Origin of the sequence: Salinimicrobium xinjiangense DSM 19287 (assembly GCF_000423585.1) — a bacterium.
Lineage (GTDB): Bacteria > Bacteroidota > Bacteroidia > Flavobacteriales > Flavobacteriaceae > Salinimicrobium > Salinimicrobium xinjiangense.
Map to the genome: position 1 here is coordinate 45,845 of NZ_KE384056.1, position 25,900 is coordinate 71,744.

General features: G+C 37.7%; 19 protein-coding genes, 1 other RNA gene and 1 pseudogene. 14 read left to right on the forward strand and 7 right to left on the reverse strand.

The window, feature by feature from the left end; translation table 11 throughout:
* A pseudogene (locus G564_RS20520) lies at nt 1-2,498 on the reverse strand (hypothetical protein); the annotation flags it as partial.
* 240 nt (nt 2,499-2,738) lie between these two features.
* Between G564_RS20520 and G564_RS19495 the strand changes: the two are divergent.
* From G564_RS19495 to G564_RS0115670, 3 genes are all read left to right on the forward strand, one after another.
* Nucleotides 2,739-3,524, forward strand: a complete 786-nt coding sequence (locus G564_RS19495; RefSeq protein ID WP_051205549.1) for a response regulator transcription factor — start codon at nt 2,739-2,741, stop codon at nt 3,522-3,524.
* 294 nt (nt 3,525-3,818) lie between these two features.
* A complete protein-coding gene (locus tag G564_RS0115665; RefSeq protein WP_029038486.1) occupies nt 3,819-4,028 on the forward strand; it encodes a hypothetical protein in 210 nt (69 codons plus the stop codon).
* 677 nt (nt 4,029-4,705) lie between these two features.
* Complete coding sequence (locus tag G564_RS0115670) at nt 4,706-4,924, forward strand: hypothetical protein (protein WP_029038487.1); 219 nt, start codon at nt 4,706-4,708, stop codon at nt 4,922-4,924.
* 1,195 nt (nt 4,925-6,119) lie between these two features.
* Here the strand turns inward: G564_RS0115670 and G564_RS0115680 are convergent.
* The 3 genes from G564_RS0115680 to G564_RS0115690 form a co-directional block, all read right to left on the reverse strand.
* The gene (locus G564_RS0115680) at nt 6,120-8,756 is read right to left on the reverse strand and encodes a carboxypeptidase-like regulatory domain-containing protein (protein ID WP_169578143.1); all 2,637 of its coding nucleotides are present in this window, start codon (nt 8,754-8,756) and stop codon (nt 6,120-6,122) included.
* A gap of 4 nt (nt 8,757-8,760) precedes the next feature.
* On the reverse strand, nt 8,761-9,561 hold the full coding sequence (locus G564_RS0115685) for a GLPGLI family protein (RefSeq protein ID WP_029038489.1): 801 nt from the start codon (nt 9,559-9,561) through the stop codon (nt 8,761-8,763).
* 556 nt (nt 9,562-10,117) lie between these two features.
* The gene (locus G564_RS0115690; protein WP_029038490.1) at nt 10,118-10,402 is read right to left on the reverse strand and encodes a hypothetical protein; all 285 of its coding nucleotides are present in this window, start codon (nt 10,400-10,402) and stop codon (nt 10,118-10,120) included.
* 665 nt (nt 10,403-11,067) lie between these two features.
* On the opposite strand from G564_RS0115690, the gene G564_RS0115695 reads away from it, so the two are divergent.
* From G564_RS0115695 to G564_RS0115735, 9 genes are all read left to right on the forward strand, one after another.
* On the forward strand, nt 11,068-11,595 hold the full coding sequence (locus G564_RS0115695; protein WP_169578144.1) for a LytR/AlgR family response regulator transcription factor: 528 nt from the start codon (nt 11,068-11,070) through the stop codon (nt 11,593-11,595).
* Nucleotides 11,596-11,842: 247 nt separating this feature from the next.
* Entirely contained in the window at nt 11,843-12,010 is a 168-nt protein-coding gene (locus tag G564_RS20400) for a hypothetical protein (RefSeq protein ID WP_156879271.1), read from the forward strand.
* Nucleotides 12,011-12,344: 334 nt separating this feature from the next.
* Nucleotides 12,345-14,090 (forward strand): tetratricopeptide repeat-containing sensor histidine kinase, encoded by a 1,746-nt coding sequence (locus G564_RS0115705; RefSeq protein WP_156879272.1) that lies wholly within the window; start codon nt 12,345-12,347, stop codon nt 14,088-14,090.
* Between the two features lies 1 nt (nt 14,091).
* The gene (locus G564_RS19500; protein WP_169578145.1) at nt 14,092-14,643 is read left to right on the forward strand and encodes a response regulator; all 552 of its coding nucleotides are present in this window, start codon (nt 14,092-14,094) and stop codon (nt 14,641-14,643) included.
* Between the two features lie 403 nt (nt 14,644-15,046).
* Nucleotides 15,047-15,298 carry a multiubiquitin domain-containing protein gene (locus G564_RS0115715; protein ID WP_037374163.1) on the forward strand — a complete coding sequence of 84 codons (252 nt, stop codon included), beginning with the start codon at nt 15,047-15,049 and terminating at the stop codon, nt 15,296-15,298.
* Nucleotides 15,282-15,686 (forward strand): E2/UBC family protein, encoded by a 405-nt coding sequence (locus tag G564_RS0115720; protein ID WP_029038494.1) that lies wholly within the window; start codon nt 15,282-15,284, stop codon nt 15,684-15,686. Before G564_RS0115715 ends, G564_RS0115720 begins: the two co-directional genes overlap by 17 nt.
* A gap of 2 nt (nt 15,687-15,688) precedes the next feature.
* Complete coding sequence (locus tag G564_RS0115725; RefSeq protein ID WP_211224633.1) at nt 15,689-17,137, forward strand: HesA/MoeB/ThiF family protein; 1,449 nt, start codon at nt 15,689-15,691, stop codon at nt 17,135-17,137.
* A complete protein-coding gene (locus G564_RS20525; protein WP_169578146.1) occupies nt 17,130-17,558 on the forward strand; it encodes a DUF6527 family protein in 429 nt (142 codons plus the stop codon). Before G564_RS0115725 ends, G564_RS20525 begins: the two co-directional genes overlap by 8 nt.
* Before the next feature lie 479 nt (nt 17,559-18,037).
* A complete protein-coding gene (locus G564_RS0115735; protein ID WP_029038497.1) occupies nt 18,038-19,351 on the forward strand; it encodes a hypothetical protein in 1,314 nt (437 codons plus the stop codon).
* A 518-nt stretch (nt 19,352-19,869) separates the two neighbouring features.
* Here the strand turns inward: G564_RS0115735 and G564_RS0115745 are convergent.
* Together G564_RS0115745 and ssrA are read right to left on the reverse strand one after the other, a co-directional pair.
* On the reverse strand, nt 19,870-21,129 hold the full coding sequence (locus G564_RS0115745) for a site-specific integrase (protein WP_029038499.1): 1,260 nt from the start codon (nt 21,127-21,129) through the stop codon (nt 19,870-19,872).
* 248 nt (nt 21,130-21,377) lie between these two features.
* Nucleotides 21,378-21,777, reverse strand: a transfer-messenger RNA (tmRNA) gene (ssrA, locus tag G564_RS20215).
* 307 nt (nt 21,778-22,084) lie between these two features.
* On the opposite strand from ssrA, the gene G564_RS0115750 reads away from it, so the two are divergent.
* A complete protein-coding gene (locus tag G564_RS0115750; protein WP_211224634.1) occupies nt 22,085-23,302 on the forward strand; it encodes an NAD(P)-dependent oxidoreductase in 1,218 nt (405 codons plus the stop codon).
* Nucleotides 23,299-24,126 (forward strand): endonuclease/exonuclease/phosphatase family protein, encoded by an 828-nt coding sequence (locus G564_RS0115755; RefSeq protein ID WP_029038501.1) that lies wholly within the window; start codon nt 23,299-23,301, stop codon nt 24,124-24,126. The genes G564_RS0115750 and G564_RS0115755 overlap by 4 nt, the downstream gene beginning before the upstream one ends.
* 68 nt (nt 24,127-24,194) lie before the next feature.
* Here G564_RS0115755 and G564_RS19505 read toward each other — a convergent pair whose 3' ends face one another.
* Nucleotides 24,195-25,625, reverse strand: a complete 1,431-nt coding sequence (locus G564_RS19505) for a mechanosensitive ion channel (RefSeq protein WP_084625667.1) — start codon at nt 25,623-25,625, stop codon at nt 24,195-24,197.
* Between the last annotated feature and the right edge of the window lie 275 nt (nt 25,626-25,900).

Sequence of the window (25,900 nt, forward strand, 5' to 3'; positions counted from 1 at the left end):
TTACTAAGCGCAAGACTTGCAATACCACAGGCATCATTTGATCCATTATCGATATCGGCTGCTGTGATAGTGGCTGCACCTGAAGCATCCAGTTGAACCGTAATATCCTGTGCAATAGCTGCCGGAGCTACATTGTCTTCTACAGTTACAGTTGCCGTAGCTGTTGAAACATTATTATTGTTGTCTGTAACGGTAAGTGTGACTGTATTGGCTCCTATGTTGGTACAGTTGAAGCTGGTTACATCCAGTTCAAGATTGGCAATCCCGCAGGCCTCATTAGATCCGTTGTCGATATCGGCAGGTGTAATAGTAGCCGCACCTGAAGCATCGAGTTGAACAGTGATATCCTGTGCAATAGCTGCCGGAGCTACATTATCTTCTACAGTTACAGTTGCCGTAGCTGTTGAAACATTATTATTGTTGTCTGTAACGGTAAGTGTGACTGTATTGGCTCCTATGTTGGTACAGTCGAAGCTGGTTATATCCAGTTCACGATTGGCAATCCCGCAGGCGTCATTAGATCCGTTGTCGATATCGGCTGCTGTGATAGTGGCCGCACCTGATGCATCCAGTTGAACCGTAATATCCTGTGCAATAGCTGCCGGAACCACATTATCTTCTACAGTTACTACCAGGTCGTAAGAACTTGTTTCCCCATTTGTATCAGTTACTGTAAGTGTTACTGGATTATCCCCCAAATCTTCACAGGTGAAACTGTCTTTTGATAAATTGAAAGACTCCAGACCACAATCTGCGGTACTTCCATCATCAACATCTGCGGTTGAAATAGTAGCATTTCCTTCAGTGTCCAATTGAACACTAATATCTTTACCTGCTGCCACTGGAGGTACACATTCCTGATAAGTAATCCTCAGTAAGGAAGCATTTGTATCAAAGGTTTTAATCTGGGCACTTTCATTAAAATATTGTGAATACAGTCCTATTTGGAAATAATCCTCAGACAATAAATTCTGGACGTGTGAGGAGGCATCAAGTACTACATATGGATATTGTCCTGCATCAGAATAAACGGCATTACCAAGATATCCACCATTGACCATAGAATAAAAGGATTGTGAATTATTAGAATAAGGTCCCGGGCTACTTGATAGGTTGATATTGGTTGTTATTCCACCCATATATCCTCCGGAAACATTGGCGCTAAACTCCACACTGTTTATAATACCCGTATCCGGGATAGTATTTGTATTATAATTTATCCACCCACGGTAATAATCCCGGTAACTTCTAGTAACTGTTTTTGAATAATAAGAATACCAGCCATAACGGCAGTCATTTGAGGTAACTTGGGAGTAATACGCATAATTTAGAGCAACTCTCGCTGCTGTATTGTTATATGCATAATAATTGTCATCAACATTAGTAGAGCTGGATCCACAATAAGAATTTCTACTTACCCGGGTGTATCTATATTTATTGATCATGTAACCAGAAGAAGCACCATTTAGAACTATGGTTGGATCAACTATTACAGGAAAATTTCTCTCCTGCAGCCATTCCTGTGAAATTCTCGTATTTATCTGGTACTTATTACTGCTAAGTTGGATGAGATCAAAACCTGAAGTCCGCTCATCAGTAGTAACTGCACGGTTATTTGCTTCATATATATCCGGAAATGGCACTTCAAGATAGATTTCCTTGTTTGCTTTCAATATGACCAGGCCTTTTAGTTCTTCATCAAAATCTATTGACCAGTTTTCCGGCAGTACCACTTCTTCAGAAAAAAGCAGGTATTCTGCATCTTCCGGAATGAGAGGTTTTTCTTCTAATATGATGTTGTGCTTCAATTTATCAGCCTGAACCACATATTCATTATGCACATCAGGAAGAACATTTTTATAAACAATTTTATTTTGACTTACCTGGAGGTCGGGACTTTTAAATTTTTCGGATTTTATTAATTCACCACCTACACCAGACCAGTTCATGCGGAGGTTTTCTCCCAATAATAGCTTTCCTTCTTCCGTTACAATTTTTACCCCTTTCTGGGAAATATCAGCCGGAAACCAGGACTTTAGATTATTTGTCTGGTTGGTATAAGCATAGGAGTTACCCTCTGCAGGTACTATTTTGGTGTTTATATCTTCCCATTCATTGTCACCATTAATATAATGTACAGACTTAGGGGACAAAACGGCATCAATTGTTTTTCCATCTTTGCGTAAGTAATGCTTTGTGGTGCGGTCGCGTTTAGAAAGAATTTCACTTGCGGGATCAACTGAAAAAGGGTTAATTACTGAAAGTTCAGAACTTAAGTTTGGAGGTTCGTTTAGAGCAAGTTCAAACCCTGCCTCTTTAATTTCTGGTGTTTCACCAAGTTCTTTGGGAGAAATACTGAGGCTGTTCTCTTTTACTTCTATTGCTGAATTTTTCTCCTGACTTTGATAAAGGGGAGGTGTTTTGGAATTATCTTTTTTTGTGCAACTAATGAATAATAAGATTGTGCTGAGAAAGATAAAATGAGTAATGCTTTTCATGCCATTCGGTGTTGGTTAGGTAATAAGTTTTTTGGGAGACTTAATAGAAGCTAAAAATATCTTTAATAAGAGTGAGGGAAAATACCTCATTTGCAGTATTTTGGCTCTTTTGAATTGCTGTTAATCCTCTTTTTTAGCCAATTATCGAAAACCTCTGCTCACCTGGTGATAAAGTCACCAATTTCTTTTTCTAATCTTAAAGAATTGATAATTTGAAAATAATTGTATAGTTTTTTAATTATGAAGCATAAGAAAATAGCTGAATTTTGGAGGAAAAATTATTCTCCCCGTGTAGAAAAATATGAGGAGTTCCCACTTTCGAATTACTTCAGAAAAATGGCCGCAATCTTTGCCCCAGGGGAGTCTTATTTCTACATTTTGAATATGAATGACTTACAGCTGGATTACCTTTCGCCAGAAGTTACCAACTTTTACAAAGGTGAAACTGAAGATATTTGTATGGAGAGGCTACTCAAAAATGCAGACCCGGATGATATACCTGTTCTTGAGAGAAAAGAAGCAGTGATTAAAGATTTTATTGTAAATTTTGTAGATCAGGAGAAAATCCTGAATTATAAAGTCTCCTATTCCTATAATTTAATTGATGATTATGGGAGATATCGAACTATGTTGATGCAGGCTACCTTCATATCACTTTCTGAAGGTGGTATTCCCAGACATGTCTTAAGTGTTCATTCTGATATTTCCCATATAAGTCCCAAAGCAACCGAAAATGTCTCCTTTATAGATCTTACCGGCTCTAATTCTTACTTTAATGTTGATACCCGGCATGGAGAATTTAAGACTCTTTACGCATTAGGCCCTGAAGATGTTCCGCCATATTCTAAAAGAGAAAAGGAAATTATAAAATTGTTATCTCAGGGAATGGAGTCGGGGGAGATTGCTGAAAAATTACATATTTCCACCAACACAGTTGCAACTCACCGAAGAAATATTTTACGTAAAGGAAAATTCAAAAATACAGCCCATCTGGTAGGAGAGTATTTTAAGTGTGGTTTTTCTTAATTTTTTTCTCTCATTACCATGATTTAAGGATAAAACCTCTCCGAGTTCCTATACTTTCTTTTCGCCGGTAATTCTACCTCAACTACAGTCGGAGGATAGCAGGTACTTATAATCAACCTTACGGAGCGGGATATTCCTCAAAATAAAATTCTGAATCTTAGTTTTCCGGCAGTACATTATTTAACGTTTTCTTTAAGACTATAATATAATCCAACCTTAGTTTAATGAATTAAACTGGCGGAAGCGGAATACCTCCACCGTACCGCCTTTTATTTACGACTAATATTTACTGTAATGACTGTTGAGGAATTCAGAGATTTGCCAGACCACACCCAGGAGCGAATATTATTCAACGAGGCGAGACTTGTCAATTTCAGGATTGAAAATGGCAGCATTATTTCTCTTTATTCAATGTACTCTTTCTTTATGGAATTGCAGCTGGACATGAGGAAGGACCATTGTAAAAAGATCTTCATGGGTAAGAACAAATCAAGAAGTTTTTAGGCCAGCCTAAAAACCCTCTCTTTGGTATACGTAAAAGATATTTTAGGTGTGAGGTTGCAAAAAGGTATTCCTTTAGCACTCCGCTTCCATTTCCTCCCTCTTATTACAAGTATGCCAACTGGTTTTGATACCGGAGCCACAGCTTGGGTCCTTCCTCGTCCTGTTTGGGGAACCTGTCGTACAAATTAGGATGTTCAAAAATGTGTTCTAAATGAATAGATCGGACTAAAATTCCGACGTCATACGATTGCCGGGATTTTTTGTTAATTATAGTTTGGAGAGGATGTTTATAAGAAAAAAACTTTGGGTTTCTAAAAATCAATCTGTGCACCCGATTTTAACTGCACTAACCGCTTATCTTCAACCGAAGAATAGTCATTTCCCACCAGAGCTGCAACGGCTTAAAATTTAGCTGCTAACAGTAATTCCAAATTGCATGGCTTCAATTCTGCCAATGTAGAAAAAAGGGTAGAGGATCTTTCGGAAGCTTTTGGGATGCCTATTTAACACAATTATTTCTGCTATTGGTTTCAAGTGGGAATCCTTGACTTTAGCCGCCTTTAAACATGGTATAATCCTGGCAATAGAAGAATAAAAAGTAAAATATTAGATTTGAGAAAAATTTTAAGTCGGTTCTGGTATAAATATTGCGTCCACAAAATAAATTTAAATAAGTCATGGGAAGACCTGCCACTAAACCAACAGATCTTAGAGATGGTTATTATATTGAAGTCAAAAATAAAAATCAAAAAACTGGTATAAAGATCCGAAGAGATACCAGAAGCCAGTTGCAACTGGCCATTGATGAATATAAGGGAATTAAGGAAGTGGTCATACTTGGAAAACAAGAAAATGGCAAAATGAAAGATGTTCCGGAACTTAAGAAAGCACAATAGAACTTTCTATAGCAAATCATGAAATTTTTTTAAGGATAGTATCTCTACCAGCTCCTTTATTTCTCCTCCTGAACCTCGAAATATCTCATCATACCTCTGATGATTCCAGCGTTGACATTTAGACTCTGCAAATGTCGAATGAGGTGTTTTTCTATGCACTTTTTCCACTGGTTTTGTCATCTTAAAATAAAAAACCCGGTAAACACCAAATCCTGTGCGAGTGAACATCTAAGGATATAAACGACGTTAAGGAGTTGCATTTATATTTATATATTTTTCGGTGGACCTTCGTCCACCGCCCGCGTGCGCTAAAGCTTTAGCGGAGGCGCAAGCTATCCGAAGATTAAAGACATTGTTGTCCGGAAAAAGAATCTAGACCGCTCCGCTTCTAGAATCTAGAACCAAGACTTTTTTATAAGATACTGAAATTCAATGTTGTGAAAATTTCTTTTCATTGGTAGAATATTTTGAAAATTCAAAGAACTAAAAACCACCCTCTCAGACTGATAGATAAGAATCTCTTATCAGCATTAGCGGGCTTTTTCAGAGGTTTCTTCTTTTTTCATCGGACAACAATGGATTAAAGATAGAAATTTCTATTTGTAAAACGTATTCAAATAAAAAGCCCTCCTTCGTCCCGAGTGCTCGGGACTTTGGAGGGCGTAGGTGGAGTCGGAGGGGTTGGCTGCGCCTTCCCTTAATGAATCCAGTCCTGCAATTACAACTGCCCATCCCTGCGGTCTGGGTGCTTTAAAACACAAAATCCTGCTCGAGTGAACTCGGCAGGATTTATAAGTTTTAAATCACAACGCAGTTGTGAATGATCGTGGAGTCGGAGGGAACGACCAAAAATTAATTATTGCAGCATTTACAGTACCTCTCAAAGATCGTATTTTTTTGGTCACCGATTTGGTCTCGCTTTAACAAAAAATTTAATATTTTATTCTTTTCTCTAAACCGAAATAAAATCCTTAAACTTTTTTTGATACCAATTAAGTACAAGAAAAAAATTAATGAGGATAAACTTGACCAAAATACGAATTGATGGTTATCGAGTCCCCTCTGCCCTAATTTAACCACCGGACGAACCTCCATGTCTGGAGTATTAAAAACCCTGTAATTTGTTTATTTACAGGTGTTTTTTTAGGTTTAGTTCTGGAGAGAAATGCATGACAATTTCTTCTATAACTGCCGCTTAAAAACGCAATCTTGTATAAAAAAGTAAATACCTCGGTACCGAAGTAAAGACTGAGTATGTACTTGAATAGTTATTGATATTCTCAAAAATAAAATTCTGATTATTCAAAATATTCTGAATTTGCCCACCGAACATCCAATTTTTATTTGAAGGTTGATACTCAATTTGAATTTTGTTGGTGTTGAAGAACTCCGAATCCACGAAATCCCCTGTTTGAGTAAAGGAGGCTTGCAATTTTTTAAAGTTGAACAGGGTGGTTATTTCAAAATGAAACCTAGAATTCCTTACTTCCTCGATACCAATTTGACTTCTATAAGATGACAATTGGGCTAAAAAATTTAAATTAAAGGAATTATTGAAATATGTCGTACCGGTGGCATCGTAGGTATTTACTGTGCTCGTGGTGACAATATCCGAGTTATTGATTTCTGTTGGATTTTTTGTTGATTGAAGTCCATAACCGAGTTTGAAGGAAGTTTTAAGAGGATCTACATAGGTTGTAATCCCCGTCTGAAATAGAAAAAGTTCACGCCCTGGCACAATTTTTCTTTGCGTAAAAATAAAATCTTCAGTAACGACATCTGCAAATGAAAATTCATTCCTAAATCTTATATAGGAAAATCTATTAGAAAACAATATTCGCTTTTTTACATTGGAGAACGTGTGAGAAAGAAAGAATTGGTGATTCCTTAACAATTCTACCTTCTTTGCTCCTAAGTTGAGGCTTCGATAGCTTTTTAAAAAGTAATTATCATTAAAGTATATTAATCTGGGAATTTCTGTAGCGTATGAATAACTTAAGCGGTAAGTACCTGTTTTTGTCTTTGCCCAACGTAAACTAGCTTCCGGGTTTGGTAGAATAAATGTTTCGGAAAATCTGTCTTGCTCATACTTCATGACTTTCGTATTAACATCGGCAATAAAAAATAAATTCTTAAGAAGCTCCTGTTTAAACTTTAATTGGAAATAAGACATGATATATTCAGCCATGTTATTTCCCGATAAGATATCCAGGCGGTCATATCCTTCAGGTAAAACGGCTCTTCCTTTACTTTGGATGTTTTCTGCTAAGTGTTCAACTCCTCCTATCAACGAATATGCGGTTTTATTCTTTTTAAAAACAAATGATGCGTTTAATCCCTGATAATCCAAGGAAGAGTTGTTTCCCGTCACTACCTCTGTGTTCTCAACATCTACAGTTTTCAACGGTATGGATATTGGCCTTACATGAAAATCCTCTTGTAAGTTTTTGCTCCCTAAATAAATATCAAAGAGAAAGGCTCCACTTCTGATCTTTTGAGAATACTGAATCTTAGCTTCCAATTTTTTCTCTGAACTCTCTACCAGCTGATTAATGCTTAATTTATTATATACCAGCCTATTTAAGTTTTGTCCACGGTCCTTCGCAACTGAAGCCTCAAAGTTAATTTTGGAATTATGTGAAGGAGTAAAATTAATTTCTAGATCATTTGTCAAATTTCGGTCATTTATGGTAAAACTATTTTTTTCCGTGAAAGTCAGGTTTTCTGGTTCCACAAATAGAGTATGTATAGTGGAATAATCTTTTTTTAATATATCTGAATAGAAATAAAGAGCATTTTTAACCATCAATGAGTTGGAAAATTTTCTGTTGATCAATAAACTGTTCCCAAAAGAAGTGTTTAAGTTGTAGAACTCTTCTTCTAATGGTACTGTAGCTCCCTCTAGGTAAACAACTGGCGAAATGTCAATATGATAATCCCGATCAAAATCATTAAACTCACTTACATTGATCGTTTCTCCCGATAATTGTCCTTTAGCATTTTTACCCGTGTTGTTTCCAAAACCTAAATTGAGAAACTTCACTTTAGGACTTATTAAGCCTGCATTTATATCGGCTCGGAAACGGTTTTCTATTCCGGCTCCCAACTCTGCTCTTCCGAAAAGAATGGATTTCTTTGAGTCTTTCAGCTTTAGATTCAATGCAACCTTTTCAGAGTCTAGAAATTGTTTTAAAACTTCATTTTCGTCATAATTGCTTAAAATCTCAATTTTGTCGATGACAGAAACATCAAGATTTTGGGAGATCACTTTATAACGATTATCAGCTAAATCATCACCTTCGATCAATATTTTTTGTATGGGTTTGCCCATAGCTTTTATATTGCCATTTTGATCTACCTCTATTCCAGGCAACTTTTTCAACATATCCTCCACCGTTTTTTCACTTCCGTCTTGAAATGCAGAGACCCTAAAGGAAATAGTATCCCTGTTGATTTCAATCTTTTCCTCTGCTTCTAAGACGACAGTGGAAAGTTGTTCTATATTTTGCTCCAGAGAAAAATCTTGTTTATAAACCGAATGTGAGTCCTCAAGTGGTATGACAATTGTTTTCCGTTTATAACCCAGGCTGTTCACTTCTATGGAAATATTTCTTTTGTTTTCTGTTTTTACAATAACTTCATACTTTCCGTCCTGATCGCTGTAGGCGTAACCAAGAATTTTTTCACCGTCTGAAGCTACCACCGATGCTCCGGCTATTGGCTCCTGTTCTACCTCTGTAGAAATATTTCCGGAAATTGTTACAGATTGTCCTCGTAGAGAAAAAACAACAAAACTAAACAACCACAAAAAAAGAAATTCACGTTTTCCCAAAGAGTTACATATCTTTTGGAATAATGAAAGCTTCGATATACGTATCAGACAAATCCTGCTTAAGTCCGGAAGAATTTCCCTTTATTCCTGCGCCTTCTGATACCATTCTTCCTCCAATAATAGCTTCTTTATAAGCTTCAATGGTAGCATTTCTGTAGGTTCTAAAATCCAACCATTTTTTATCTTGGGGCTTGTCTATAGGCGTCATTAAATGCCCAAAGTTACTTGGGTAATTCAATGATTTAAAATACCAGTAAATCTCTTTTTGGGTATCATATGCTTCAAGTATTAACCCTGGTAAACCTTGTAACTTCCACGGGCCAAATGGCAGAGGAACCTCTGTAGTGAACCAAGCGGTATAGTCCCTACCTCTAAATGAACCTGTAGCTTTTTTTGCCATATAATTTCCTATTAATTTTGTATTCTCATGGATCGTCCAGTCAATACTTGGAATATCTTCCTTTACATAGGTAAACCCGATATCTCTGGAGAGTAGTTGGTCTTTCTCCAGATCATGGTAATAACGAAAACCTTCCTTATTTGTCACAAAGTTTCCATAAGTTTTTGCGCCATTTCCATGATCATACATTTCCATTCTATTTTGAGCTCCCCCTTCTAAGGAATCTTGACGAGTAACATAAAGCGAATTTTTAGAGTTAAATAATAAAATGGCATTGTAATCTGCACCTACCGGGCCTCCCATTCCCATACTTTGTAATTCGCCATACCTTACAATACCAGTATGAGATTGAGCATAACCTGATAGCGTTGTAAGTAATGTGGTCAGTATAATTAAAATCTTCATATATAATTTAAAATCAATTTTTTTTAAAAAAAAGAAGAGATAGAGTTTCTACCTCTTCTTTTCCTTTGTTAGAAAATTTAGTCGCATGAATCTTGATACTGTTGTACAAGATCGGCGGCATAATCACAATTTACTGTCCCTTCATAATCTGTACGACCATCACCGTCGCAATCATACCTAACTGTACAATTTGAATCTAAGAAATGCTCTTCAGCAGAGAATTCTCCTAAAGATTCTGGTGATCCGAAGGAAGTTAAACCGGAAAATAGCATAAAAGTAATTTGTTCATAATAAAATGATTTAAATTAATAATCTCAAATATATAATCTCAAATTTTTTGATCTCGACTAAAACACCGTACAATTTGTACGGGTATTCGTTTGATTATCTAGATAATTTGATTTTGACTATGCCACCGGAAAATTCAGACCCAAACCTTGCTGAGGGAGTTGTCATTACTTCCACCTTATCAATGTTCTTCAGGCTTAGGGCCTGAAGAATGGAATAGAGGATTCTAAACCATTTTTATAGACTTTAGTGCTCAGGCTGTTATTAATCAACAGCCCATTTTACTCGTCTTAACTAGAGTGGGCACATCATTTAAAGCTTCCGTCGGTTCAGCATTTTTTAGATAATTTGAAGAACGAACTTTGTAAGTTGTTTTATTAACTTCGGTTATCATACTCTTGTCACCTAAGACCATTACCTCTTCCAATTGTTTTTCATCTTCTTCGTCAAGAGAAATGGTTATTGATTCAGTTTGTGCTTTTTTCTCACTCTTCTTGGTTTTTGCTTTGAGGCCGAAAAAGGTGACCTTGAGATAAACCAGAGAGTCTTTCATTTCCTTTTGAACTGGAAGTAACCGTTGGAATTGGTCACAGCAGAGGATAATCTTTTTTCAGTGTCATTGAGTAATTCCACAACAGCCGCTTCTAAAATTTTCCTTTTACTTAAAACCGTTATGTTTAGATCGGAATTGTTCGATGGCTTCTACTGAGAAAACCCCCAATTGACATATCAAAAACAAAACGGCAAAGAGAATGGATTGCAGGGGAAGATTACGGCACGAGCCCCCTGGTGATAGAGCTAAGAGAAAAGAATGGAAATAGGTTTTTAAACTTGGAGGTCCAAAAGATCTAAAAAATTGGGTTTTGAATTACTGAATTTGATCCGGAATGACAAATTAAAATCCGCTAAAGAAGTAAGTTCTTTCGGGAGGAGGGTGTGCTTCAACAACCGTAATTTGGCTTTGTCCGGTTGATGAATGGATCCATGCCTGTTCGAGGTCAGCCGTTTATGAAATACGGAATGAGCATTAGCACATGCATTATAAATTGTGAAAAGTCTGTAAGGCTGAAAATTACAAAACTCCTGAAGGAATATGGAGAATTTTCTTGTTTAGGCAATTCGGAGACCTATGATCAATCTTTTGATTTTATCCTAAAAACCACTCCGGATGTCATCCTTATAGATCTTAATGAACGAATAAATTTTTGTCATTCTCCCGTGCAACTTATCCGGGAACTATATCAATATCTTGATTACTCTCCCTTTTTAATTGCCATTTCTGACTCCAGGGATAAAGCATATGAAGCAATTAAGTTAGGTTGTTCTGATTACCTGCTCACTCCTATGACAGATTTGGACCTCAGAAAAAGTTTATTTAGGATTAAAAAAAGGGTTAGAAATTCTAGTGAAGGCAAAATTTGCCTAAGGTCATATTCAGATTATCAGTTTCTGGACCTGAACGAAATTCTTTTTCTTAAGGCGGATGGTAACACCACTGATTTTATAATGTTAGAGAAAAAGAAGATTACTGCCTTTAAGCCAATTAAAAATTTTGAATCTATTCTACCGAGGAATTTCTTGAGAGTACATAAAAGTTACATCATAAATACTGATTTACTTCTGCGCATAAATTTTGCAAAATTAAGATTGACTTTACCTGAAGAACATGTTATTCCTTTTTCAAGAGCTCATAAAAGTCAACTGACTTTGTTAAAGGAAACCTTTTTTAGTCTTGAGGCGGTTTAGATAAAACCGCACCGTTAATCCTCAAAATAATACCGTTTGAGCCTGATTGAGGCCAGTTCAGGAGTTAGCCCCTATTGCCGGGTAAGAAGACCTCATTAACACCATACATTTGAACTGTTAACAGAGCTTTAAGAGCTGACAAGAATTCCTCTTTCAGCTACTCGAATTCGAATTTTTTCATTGTGAACAAAAATGGTCAGGTCTACCTGATTATGAAATTTTTATTAATCGAAATCAAATGTAAAAAATGAAAAAAATCAAATTCCTATTGTTCAGTCTTCCTTTATTAACTTTTCTTGCTTCTTGTGAACCTGAAGAAATACCAACTGAAATTTCCATCCAAGAAGTTACACCTAGTGAAATTTATGCTGATTCGGGTGAAGAAGGAGCTCCTATTGATGACAAAAAGGATTAATGATTAGATCCTTTTGAAAAGGCCCTATACGGGCCTTTTTCTTTTATATTTGTTTTTAAATCTTTTTAAAATTAAAAGTTATATTCTCCTTTTTTCCGCTTTTCTTTTGCTCCACCTCTCAAGCTGTACTGAGAGAAAGTCTTCCTATAATACGGATATAAAACAGGAGTTGGCGAAATCTGAAAAGTTAAAGGAGAAAATTTTTTCTGATCCTTCCAAGAGTGATTCTGTACTGAACGAAATCTTGTCGCTTAGTCAAGACTCTATTAAATCCAAAGTTTTATATGATATTTCCTATAATTTTTATTCTAAAAGGGATTCTCTGAATTTTCGGTTGTGGAATAAAATAACCCTCCACCATTCCCTAAACTCCGGAGACACTGCGCGTGTTGCAGAAAGTTATTGGGACCTTGCAAATTTTTTTTATAAAGAAAAGATCCTGGACAGTTCGTACTATTACTATAATGTGGCCTTTGATTTATATGAGCAAGTAAATGATGACTACCACGCTGCGAGAATGTTGATTAATCTGGCCACTATTCAAAAGGATATAAAGGATTACCAGACCAGTGAGATTACTGCGATTCGGGCGTTGTCCAAATTACGCCCGTTGAAAAAGAAATATCAGCTGTACTTGACCTATAATATATTAGGAATAACAAACAATCATCTTGAGCAATATAATGAAGCCTTAAACTTTCACGAAAAAGCTTTACAAGTAGCTGAGGATTTGGGTGATGGAACGTTAAAAGCGCTGACTTTGAATAATATCGGAGTTGTCTATAAAAACCTGGAGCAATATCCTGAAGCAATTAGAAGCTATAAAGCAGCTCAAGGAGTAGACAGTCTACAAAAAAAATATCCGGAACTTCATGCAATGTTAATAGATAATCTGGCATATGCTCGATTTATGAGCAAGGACTATGTAAATGTTGAAAAGGACCTTCTTAGGTCTCTTGCCTTAAGAAAAGAAATTGATCATTTCTCCGGTATTGCCACGAGTTATCTTCATTTGGGAGATTACTACTTAAATTTTTCGGATACTTCAAGGGCATATCAGAACTATGTTGAGAGCAGGGAAATTGCTATTGACAAGAAATTGAATGAGGAATTTCTTGAGTCAACTTTAGCTTTAGCCAAAATAGGGGGAGGAAGATCGCAGGAGTTTTATAATGATTACATTGAGAAATCAACCGAATTTTTGCAGGAAGAAAGAGCGGTAAAGAACCGATTTGCTAAGATTCGCTTTCAGACTGATGAGCTGATTGCGGAAACCAAGCGCCTTACACAACAAAGGGTTTGGATTACAGTGGTTTCTGTACTGGTAATTATGTTCTTGTTGCTACTCTATTATTTGAGGGTACAACAGACTAAAAATAGGGCATTAGTTTATGAGCGGGAACAAAGGATCGCCAATGAAGAAATATATAAGTTAATGCTAAAGCAGCAGTCGAAGTTAGAAGAAGGCAGGCAACAGGAAAGGGAAAGAATTTCTTCAGACTTGCATGACGGTGTGCTGGGCAGGCTATATGGTACGCGTTTAAGTTTAGAATTTCTCAATATAGAAATGTCCCAGGAAGAATTGAATAAATTCAGCGCTCTTACAACTGAACTTCAAAAAATCGAGAAAGAGGTCCGGGAAATTTCACACGATTTAGTTTCAGAAAATTTTTTCAAGGATTCAAGTTTTGTTAATTTAATGGAAAACCTCCTGGAGGAAAGAAATAAGCTTGGGATTACAACTTTTAATTTTCAAAATTCTCCGGGCATCAGATGGGAAGACTTGAATGAAGAGGTGAAGTTAGACTTATACCGGATTGTCCAGGAAGGGACACAGAACATCGTAAAGCATTCCGGCGCAAAAGAAGCCTGGATTGCCCTTTGGGAGGAAGACTCTAAAATAATGTTGATCATTAGAGACAATGGGAGTGGGTTTTCTAAGGGTGAGGAGAAAAATGGTATAGGTTTAAAAAATACTAGGTCAAGAATTAAAAAATGGAATGGAGAACTTTTTATAACTGCTTCACCAGGACAAGGAACAGAGATAAGAATCGAGTTACTGATTGAAAATGGAGTATAAAATGAAAGCTTTTAATGTAGTTATTGTCGACGATCACCCTTTAATAACTGATTCTTATAAGACAGCTATAGAAAAGATATTTTCTTCCGGAGATATTATAACTAACGTCACCATTCATAACAATCTGGATTCTGCTTTAGACGATTTCAAAAACTCCACTGTCTTTTCTGAAGCAGATCTAATTTTTTTGGATATCCAATTACCCCCCTCTAAAGATGACAAAGTATTTTCAGGTGAAGATTTAGGCGTTAAGATCAGGAAGAATGAGCTTTCTGCCAAAATAGTAATTTCTACCTCTTTAAATGATAATTTCAGAATCCATGGATTATTAAAGAGTATTAATCCTGAAGGTTTCCTGATAAAGAACGATATCAATAAAACTGAGTTGTTAATTGCCATTGACAAGGTTATACATACACCTCCTTACTACAGCCATACGGTTCTTCAGTTAATGCGTGATCAAGTAAGTTCGGATATTGTTTTGGATGCAAATGACAGGAAGATATTATTCGAGCTTTCCATAGGCACAAAACTTAAGGATTGCAAAAGGTAATCCCATTGTCCTTAAGCGGAATCGAAAAGAAGCGGCGCAATCTTAAAATTCTTTTCGGCGTTGAAGAAGAAGGGGATCGTTCCCTTGTACTTAAGGCCAGAGAAAAGGGTTTTCTGTAAGAAGCTTAAGGACTTTTTTCACCTGGAATTTCCAGATTTTGAGGCTAGAGATGAGTCTCTTAATTTAAATATATTCCTGAATATCATATTTCTAAGTGCAAGTCATGCGCAGCAGTCTTCAACGTGTATTTTGTATTGCATTTCGACTGCTTAATCTGTGATCTTCCATACCTGGATATAATTTCATGAAAAACACTTACTATAAGTAAGGGTTTTTCGTTTCCTCAGCAACTATTCTGACATACTTTTGGGCTCAAATATCATATGCTAAAATCCATAAGAAGATGAATAAAAAATGGAAGTTTAAAATAGAAGAAGAAACCCACGACTGGGATAAACAATTAATAACAGGAGCAGAAGTTAGACAAGTTGGGCCGGGAATTCCTGATAACATGGATCTTTTTTTGAAGCGGCAGGGACGGCCCGGCCAGCTTGTAAAGAATGATGATAAAATAGACTTGGACGAAAAGGGAATAGAAAAGTTTTATTCTCAGGAATCAAGTTCGGAAGCTGGAATTTATGGCTCTATTATTTGAGGATGATTACGAACTACTGAAGAGTTCGGGTTTGGTCATAGAAGAGGATGAAGCTAAAAGGTTTTTAGTAATCAAGAATTATCCTGTTCAGCCGGATTTGTATCTCGTCGGGGGGCAGCCAATCACTGAGCTTGAGGTTCTATTAATTATCCCTCCGAATTACAATACGAGTGGGGGAGATATGTTTTGGACTTATCCCCGTATTTCAAGAGCTAATGGAATGATCATTCCTAATTATGGAGGTGATCCGCGAATTCACGCCGGAAAATCTTTTGACAGATGGTCGAGACATTTCAAACCCGGATCCTGGAGGCCGAAAATTGACAATGTCCAGAAGATTCTCAGTAGAGTAGAATGGGCTCTGAGGAACCCTCAGGTAACCGGATAGATATGGATCGAATAGCTTTATTAGGATCTCATCAAAACCAGCTTACTTCATGGCTATCATCCCATCCGGAGGGTCACGAACGCGGAGCAATCATTTTTTTTAGGAGGTTAGGACGGAAGGTAGTCGGACTTCCGCATTCCGAGAGGTTCGTTTCTTTTGATATAGAACTTATGGATGACGATTGGATCCTGGATAGTTCGGAAGTTCACTTGCGCATTAACATGCGCAAACTACCTGAAATGTACTTCAGATGTGAAACAGAAAATTTAGTATTAGGTTTTGTTCATAGTCACCCGAGTGGTGTATTGCATTTTTCCCGAAAGGACGACATTAATGAAGAAAATCTTATCCATGGACTGGCCGGGTGTAATGGAATTCATTCGATTCTTGTTTCAATCATTTACTGCGATGGTACCTGGAGAGGGAGAATAAGGACAGGGAAAGAACCGAATGAGGCTAAGCCGGTGCGACATATTTCAGTTCTCAGCGATAAGCTCGAACTGCACCACATAACGGAATCAAAAGATTCTCCAGAATCTTTATTGCGCCAGGAAGCAGCCTTTGGAAAGCCTTTCAACGCTAAAATGGGCTCACTTCGGGCTGCTGTTGTGGGTCTCGGAGGTACGGGTTCCCCGGTAGCTACTATGCTGGCGAGGTGTGGTATAGGAGAGTTGGTCCTAATAGACGGTGATGATTTTGAAGAAACGAATATGAATCGCGTACGGGGCTATAAATCTTCGGATGTGGGACATAAGAAAGCTGAGTCATTGAAGAAATTCATTGATGATCTTGGATTGGGAATAAAGGTGATTGCTTTTCCGGAATTTGTAGGGGATTCTGGGGAAGCGATCGATTCCCTTTCCAGTGCTGACGTAGTTTTCGGGTGCACAGATGATGTTGCAGGAAGGGATTTGCTGAACCATTGTATATATTATTATGGTCTTATCTTGATAGATTCCGGCCTTACCGGGTTTATACAGGAGGGAGAAGATGGAACCCCTCACTTGCGAGATCACAGGGGGAGAGTGAGCTGTATTTTGCCTGAAATAGGCGCATGTCTAAGGTGTCAAGGGATTGTAACCGATATGAAGCTAAAATATGAACAGGCAATAAAAGACCGGCCGGAATTGGCAGACCTTTATCCGGAAACTTTAAAAAGGGAGCATTACCTGATTGGAGGTGGGAATTCTGCTCCGGGAGTCGGTCCATTTACTTCCATGACTGCTGATAATGCCTTGGCTACTTTTATGAATTTAATAAAACCTTACCGAAGGCTTCCGAGCGATCTAAGACAGGACAACATTTGGGTAGATTTTGTTCATATGAGTATTCATAGTAATGAGCCTGCGGAAAATCCTGATTGTATTTACTGCAGGAAAAAGTTCCTAACCTTAAAAGAGGAAAACTACCGATTGGATATGGCAAAACTCGGTAAAATCTCAAATGTTTAAAGGTTTATTTAAAAAATTAAGGTGTGTATTTGGAAGAAACTCTTCACGGAGAAATGATGCAAAACCGCCTCATTTTGGCAGCGTAGTAGTAAGCACAAAAGCACCCGCGAACGATGAAATTGAAGAACGAGTATTAATTCAGGTAAAATACCAAGGTAAACCCTACTGGTGTCTCTTTAAATGTCCTTGTGGTTGCAGAAGAGTTATTAGTCTTTCCTTGCAGGAAAATCACGAACCTCACTGGGAATTAAAAGTTACGGAATCCGGGATACCGAGTTTATCTCCATCTGTTTGGCAAACCGTTGGATGTTTGAGTCACTTCTGGATTGAAGAAGGATTTGTTAGATGGTGTACTAATACCGGACAGAAGCCTTGGATTGCAGAACCTGAATATTACTCAAAGCCTCGAAAAAATTTGTAACAGGCAAAAGAAAATACTTCTTTTAAATTTTAGAAATAATAGTTTTCCATGGGAGTTAAAAGATTTTAGTAGCGCACTGAATGGAAGTTATTCAGGAGTTTTAATGGAGGTCATTTTTTTTGGGGTGAAGAGTCAAATACCTATTTGGGAGGTTCAGTTTCTCTTATATTATACCAAAACCTTTTCTCCTAGTGCGATTTAAAAAAATCTTAGTAGGCTCTCAACCTCACTCAACCTATAAGGTGCGACTAATCAAAAATTTTTTGGATAGTTAGGGAAATTATCAAATAATTTGAATATATGATACTTCTTCCAACTAATACGACACAGTAAATAATTTCGGATTTATTTATCCGTTAATTTCCGAAGAGTTATTTTAATTAATAATTCCTGAATCGTTTATCCTTAGCACACTCAATGAATTTTATTAGCCATATACAGTTCTTTCTTCGTCCTAATAATAACCTAACTTTTACCTTATGAAATTTTTTTACAGCTTATTGTTTGTAGCATTACCTGCAATTTCCTATTGTCAAACTTATACAGATTTAGGCGACTCTGGTTCAACTAGCTTGAGTTACCAAAGCCCCATTCAAAAGTACATTTCAGATTTCGACGAGAAGGAAAAATTTAATGATAATATGTTGGATATTTTCTTTGCAAGGAAGGTGGGAAAAGCCTTTACAGGAACAAACGATTTATTTCTTCAAAAATTCTTTGCTAATTTCAATACAACTGAAGAATCTGTCAGTGTGGGATTTAATTTTGATGACAGATGGGGAAATCCGTTACGCCAATTAGATTGGGTGTATACAGGAGGATTTAAACTTCAGGGAAGTAAGACTTCTTCCATTTTTTATAAAAGTAGTAATGAGGGTGATAGTTTTAAAGGTAATAACATAGGTGCCTTTTTTAAAGTAAGTTTTATTGGCAATGGCACCTTAAACTACAAGAGTAGCGAGAAAAAACAACGAAGTTTGGCTATAGACAAATACAGAGAATTAATTTATCCAAAATATGAAAAAAAGGTTCAAACTTATAATAATTTCGAATATGCGAATATTAAGGAATATAATCAATCTCTCTCAAAATTTGATCAAGAAATAACATCGATTAAGGATCAATTGAAGAAAAAACATAGAGAAATTTATCAGGAAATTGCAGAGGATGAGATAAAATATATCCAAGAAAACAATATGTACAGATTCATATACGATTGGTGGGCTTCTGGAGATCTTTATCTTCCCTTTGGAGATAAGGAATATTTAGTGACTCCTATAGTAAACAATGAACCAACTTCTAGAAAATTGTATAATTTCGAAATGAATTTTTCATTAAATGGATTTATAGGATGGTCAGCAGGTGTTTCTTTATTTGGCAAATTAAATTACCGAGCCGGAGGGACTAACAATATATTATTAGATGAACTGACCAAAAAAACATTTCAAACGGGAATCATTGATGAAAATAATAATGTAATAATAAGCCGTCCAATACAGGCATATGAAGCAGATTATAATTATTTTATACGACAATCCATAAAACCGGAATTAATATTCTTTGTTGAATTGGGAGATTTTGGTTCCCTTGGTTTTAGTCCTGCAATAGAATATAATTTTGGTTCTCCTTATAAAGCAACAAATTGGAAATTAGGTATCCCTTTTAGTTTAAAGGATAAGGAGGGAAAGCCAAGTGTGAATTTTGAGGTCCAATGGCAAGAAAGAAGTGGTTTTTCTGCAACACATCATTATGTAGGTATAACAACCAGCTTCCTCTTTGGAAGTCTACTATGAAGAGTATAATATGAAATTTAATTTCCTCTAGGCCTAATTTAAAAATTCAATATTATTATTCGACTGCACAACAATTGAGCAGCCTATAGGGGGAATTCCTATTAGCTGAACCGTCTCTAATATTAAAATTCTCTATATAAAACCAAGGGGGAGAATAGCAAGAGGATGACACGCTGCGCGATGTCATACGTTCTTCCCCCCTTTGTTGATAAGGCTTTGCATATTTTACTTTTAAAGATTATTACTAATTTTGCGGCAAATGCTTTGGGAACCCTTGTCAATAGGGGATCATTTGCGGCAACCATTACTAATTTTCCTTAGACCTGCCTCACAAAATAGTATTAGTTCGGTAGATTTGGGCTTGCAGCACTTCGCTGTGCTTCGTTCGCTTTACCTTTGATTTTAATCTGTGTCATTCACGATGAAAACTTTTGGCACCCATTTTAAAAGCTGTAGGGCTACTTTTTTTACTGTCCGGTCTGTCCTCCCGAAGGATAAGTCTACTTCAAAAAAATATTCTACTCCTCTTTCTGTTTTTCAGAAATAGATTTCATTTTTTCTTTTTTTGCCAGCTTGATCTTTAGCGCCTGCATGTCATCACTTATTTTTCTGTCCACAATTTTCGCATAATGTTGGGTTGTCCTCAGATCTTTATGCCCGAGCATCTTACTCACGGATTCAATTGGAACTCCATTAGTTAGTGTTATGGTAGTGGCAAAGGTATGGCGGGTTAGGTGAGTGGTGAGCAGTTTATTAATACCGCACATCATGGCAATTTCCTTTAAGAAGGCATTCGATTTCTGATTGCTGAGAACTGGGAGGATGCAATCTCTCTTTCGTACCTCCGGGTGGTCCTGATATCGTTCAATGATTTCTTCGGCAACAGGTAATAGAGGAATGCTACTCAAAGATTTTGTTTTCGTTCTTTTAATGCGAATCCATTTACCACCGTCTATACCTTTGGTAATATCGGCGCTGCTCAGTTTTTTAACATCAGAATATGCCAGTCCGGTGTAACAACTAAAAACAAACATGTCTCGCACCAGTTTTAACCGATCCATGTGAAGATCCTTATTGATCAGTTTCTGTACTTCTTCTTCATTAAGAAATTCCCTTTCCACCGTTTCAAACTGAACTTTATAATTGTAGAATGGATCCCGGTCCATCCATTGATTGGCTAAAGCAATTCGAATAATCTTTTTGAAGTTGTTGACGTACTTCAAAGCAGAGTTATGATTGCATTCTCTTTTGGTTTTCAAGAAATACTCAAACTTCGAAATGAACTGATAGCTGATATCATTCAAAGGATAATCGTTGGCCTTATATTCTTCCTCAATGAATTGCTCAACATGATTAAAACACGTCCAGTATCTTTTAGCAGTGCTCTTAGAAATATTCTTTCCTGAAAGCCGGTCCATTTGCTCATTATGCTCCTTAAATACCTTCAGGGTCATTTTTGGTTTCGGCTTATTTTCCCCTTTAAATTCTTCAAGAATACTTTTTAGAGTTATCTCCAAATCTTTTTCGACGAGGCCCTGGTGTATTTTCCTGATTTTATTCCTGAGGACATTAATATAATCATTGAGTTCAGTAGCTTCCGTGCTTTTCCCTAAAGCTCTTTCAGATTTCGAACTCCATTTCCCGAAGTCAATTTTTCGGCTAATACTAATGTCAGATCGCTTGTTATTCACTGTAATCCGCATATAAACATCACCGTCTGAGGTCTTCTTACTTCTACTTTTTCTAACGAAGAATGTGAGCTGATACTGAGTGTGCATTTTTTTGGTCTTTAAATTCGGTTTTAAAGTACTAAAAAAGCATATACGATTTAAAACTTTAATAGTTTGTAAGGAATTGGTATACAGGGATTTTATCCGTTTCTAGTGTGCAATTTTTGAAGAAAAAATTGGTCACCGAATTGCACACTGTTAATGTGCAATTATTCGATATTAAACGAATTTAAGAAAAATGAAAAACCCCGTAAATCCTAGGATTTCGGGGTTTTTGATTGAGTTTGGTACTCATAAAGTGGAGTCGGAGGGGTTCGAACCCTCGTCCAAACAAGCAATTCAGAAGCTTTCTACACGTTTAGTTTTCGCTTGTTTTTCGATGCAAAGCCGGCCGAAAACCACCAACTTTACACTTATCCTCAATTAGATTTCGAAACTGCATCAAGGCCCTGCAGTCTCTATATTTACTTTATCGGTGCCTCTAATGTGAATGCCGTAAATCAAGGCCTTCACGAGACATCTTGGCTCCCTACCTTGTAGGGACTAGAGTAATCCTACTATAATTCAGATTATGCTGCCAAGGCGTAGTTATTCTCGCCGTTTAAAAAGTGTGAAAAATGAGATTTACGAGCTATTTCCCAGCGCTCGACGTGCTTACAACTCAATTAGACTCGCTGTCAAAACCAAGTCGACCCCAATATGTAAAGAACTTCTGCAATATTATTGCATTTTTCATGCCAATCATTGATGGCACAAAGCTAAGAATTTATATCAATTAACAATTAACAATTACCAATGAACAATAAACAATAAACAATTAACCAATAACTGAAAACCTTGGCGCGGATTCACAATACGTGACCATCCCTTTTTGCAATATGGAATATTCAATATTCCTTGAAAAAGTTTTGATTACTGGCTCTTGTAGCAAAGCGGTCTTAAGTCTGTTTTTAAAATTCTTATCTTTGAAATTATCCAAACAATTTCAAAAGCCATTCCAAAAATGATAAAATTTGCCCTCATCAAAGAGCGAAAGACGCCGCCCGATCGACGTGTAGTATTTTCTCCTGAAAAGCTTAAAGAAGCTGTAGAAAAATTTCCGGAGGCCCGGTTCCAGGTGGAAAGTTCAGGCATCAGGATCTTTACAGATGAGGAGTACAGGCAGGCAGGTTTTGAGGTTTCCGAAGATATTTCAGGTTGTGATGTGATGCTTGGCGTAAAAGAAGTTCCGCTGCCTTATTTAATTCCGGATAAAAAGTACTTCTTTTTCTCTCATACTATTAAAAAGCAGCCTTACAATAGAGATTTACTGCGGGAGATCCTCAAGAACAATATCGAACTATACGACCATGAGGTGATCATTAATGAAACTGGCGGCCGACTCATTGGCTTCGGAAGGTATGCCGGCCTGGTGGGCGCGTATAACGGCTTCCGGGGAATAGGTCTCAAAAATGGCATTTTTGAGCTCCCTAAAGCTGAAAGCCTGCCCGATCTCAATGCCATGTTGGCAGAACTTGACAAAGTTTCAATTCCGCCGCTCAAGATCGTGCTCACCGGAAGCGGAAAAGTTGCCTATGGCGCCAGAGAGATCCTGGATCACCTGCAAGTAGAAAATGTAGGGGTAGAAGAGTTCCTTGAGAATGATTTCGAAAGGCCGGTCTACTGTCACGTCGATGTGCTTGACTATAATAAACGCAAGGACGGCAGCAAGGGTTCCAATTCTGAGTTTTACAAGCATCCGGAGCTCTATGAGTCCGATTTCAGACGCTTTACCCGTGCAGCCGATTTCTTTATTGCGGGTCATTTTTACGGGGAGGGTGCCCCAGTGTTTTTTACTGCTGAAGATGCAAAGTCGCCTGATTTCAGGATCAAATATATAGCAGATATTTCCTGCGATATCGCCGGACCTGTTGCCAGTACTATACGTCCATCCACCATAGCCGAACCTTTTTACGGTTATGAGCCGCAGGAAAAGCGGGAGGTTGATTTTAGAGAAAAAGAGTCAATACTGGTGATGGCCGTAGATAATCTCCCCTGCGAATTGCCTAAAGATGCAAGTGAGGGCTTTGGAGAAATGTTTTTGGAAAATGTATTGCCGGCTTTTTTTAATGGAGACAGGAATGGAATTCTGGAGCGGGCACGTATGACCAAAAATGGAAAACTTACGGCTCGTTTTGAATATTTAAGTGATTATGTAAAAGGAGAAGAAATAGGAATATGAAAACATTACTTATGAATTTTATGATCCTGCTGTTTACTGCGGTTCCGGTAGAAGCACAGCTATCGGTAATGAGCTATAATATCAAATATGCCAATGAGAATGATGGCGAAAACAGCTGGTCACAGAGAAAAGATCATCTTGCCGGTCAGCTTAAATTCTACGAGCCCGATATATTTGGTGTTCAGGAGGCTTTGCATAGTCAGCTGGAATTCTTAAAAGATGAGCTCACAGGCTATGAATACTTCGGAAAAGCTCGTGATGACGGGGCTCAAAAAGGGGAGTTTAGCGCAATATTTTTTAAGACTGAAAAATTTAAACTTCTCGAGCAGGGAACCTTCTGGCTTTCCTCTACACCCGATAAACCCGGAAAGGGTTGGGATGCAGATTATCCGCGGGTATGTACCTATGGCAGATTTGCAGAAAAGGAAACCGATAAGGAATTTTGGGTTTTCAATACCCATTTTGATCATGTTGGCAAAGAAGCCAGGAAAGAAAGCACACAGCTCATCCATCAAAAAATTGTAGAATTGAACAGGGAAGGAGATCCGGTGATATTAATGGGTGATCTAAACCTGGAGCCCGATACCCCTGAAATTGAATTTCTCGCAGCTCATTACCGAGACTCTAAAGAGGAAGCTGGCCTGGTATTCGGACCCGAAGGAACCTTTAATGCCTACGACTTTCATTCTCCCGTGTCCCGCCGCATCGACTATATATTTACTACTAATATTAAGGTGTTGAAGTATGCAGTTCTCAGCGATTCAAAAGACCTGAAATATCCTTCAGATCATCTGCCGGTGCTTGTGCAGCTGGAGTTGCCATAAAGCTTCAAATGATAACATGAAAAAAGCCACGCAATTGCGTGGCTTTATATATTAAACCGATCCTGATCTTAGGTAGGATTAATTGGTTCATTCGGTCCGGCTCCCGCAGGTCCATTCCTGTCTGAGTCTCTTGACGAATCTCCCTTGTTAGGATTTCGACCTTCATTGCCCCCGGGTTTTGGAGGATTAGGCCTACCGGGATTATTTCCTGTAGTACCTCCCGGTGTGTTGGGAGTACTTGCATTTCCGGCTCCGGTTCCTTTAGGTGGGAAATTCTTCCCGGTGTTGCGAACATCGGGATTGTCCCGGTTTGGATCCCGGGCTTCAGAAGCTTCTTTTCGGAATTTCTGAATGATATCCCTAAAGTGCTCCCCGGCTGCTTCCCTGCCACCAAGTCCGTAGCTCAGGGCTACAGCTACTGCTATGGCACCAAGAATTAACCCGAAGGCAAGTTCCACAATTTCATTTGCGATTCCCATGGTGCGTAAAGCAATGGCAATGAATAGCGCAAGCGAAGCCCATCTAATTACTCCGGCAATAAAATGGTTCTTGCTGGAGCGGGTCATGGTATTGTATATTAATAAGGAGATGTAATTACCTACAGCAAGGATCACGAGACCAAATAAGATCTGACCTGTTATTTCGAGGATCTGATGCAAAATTTCGGTTAATCTTGAGAGTCCGAGGATCTCTACCGCGGTTATAATTCCGAAGAAGACAAGGAAGAAATAGATAAGATTAGCTACCAGTTTGGACAGGGATTGTCCGGCTCCTATCATATTGTCGATCTGGATCTTTTCGGCAGTGCGGTCAAGCCCCATACTTTTGAACAGGTCTTCCAGGAAATTGGCAAGATATTTACCTCCCCAAACAAAAACAATTATGATAAGAGCGGCAATAACTATTTCTCCGATAAGTTCGGTGAATCCGTAAAGGATATCATTGGCCGGTTCAGAAATTGCATCCAGGCGCAAAGTGTTGAATGCCTGAATAAGAAAGGGAATAAATATGATAATGAACACAAGTTTGCGCAGAATGTTAACCAACCGGTCTGTGTCTTTAAAGCCTGTTTTGTCTACCATGCGGTCAATTAGTCCGCCACCGATATGCACCAGGTTTGCAACAAATTTTGCCAGCACATATCCAATAAATCCTATAAGCAGGGCTCCTATTAAATTAGGTATGAATAGCAGGAATTCATTGAGCATGTTTTCAAGGGGTGCCAGGACTTCGCTAATCCCCAGTACCTCCAGGGCGATCAACAGAACGATGATCATGATCAAATAATAGAAAATATTACCGACAAAGACATTGGTGTCGTCAATATTATCCCCTCCAAAAATTCGTTCATCCCAGGAGGTTCTTCGCAGCAGTTTTACTACCATGGCTTTGATCGCTTTGGCAATAAGCCAGCCTATTAACAGTACCAGCAGAGCGCCTAAGAGATTAGGTAGAAAATAGGCAATACGATCCCCTATGTTTTCCAATTGTGTTTCCATAATTTATTGTTTTTTTAAGATAGTTAGTACTTGAAGGTAGGTTAAAAAGGGCTTATGCCACAGATACTTAACATGAGTTTAAAAAAATTTTCAGGTTGTTGTTAATATTTTTTTAGATAAAAACGTTCAGGGAAAAATTGCTGATATGAGGAGTAGCAAGGGCTGAAAGAAAATGCCGGATTTCAGAAAAAATCTCAATTTTTTTTTCAACAGTCCTTAGTTAATAAGAAAGCATTGTCCGCTCTTTTTTTACTCAGGAATTAAAATAACTTTAC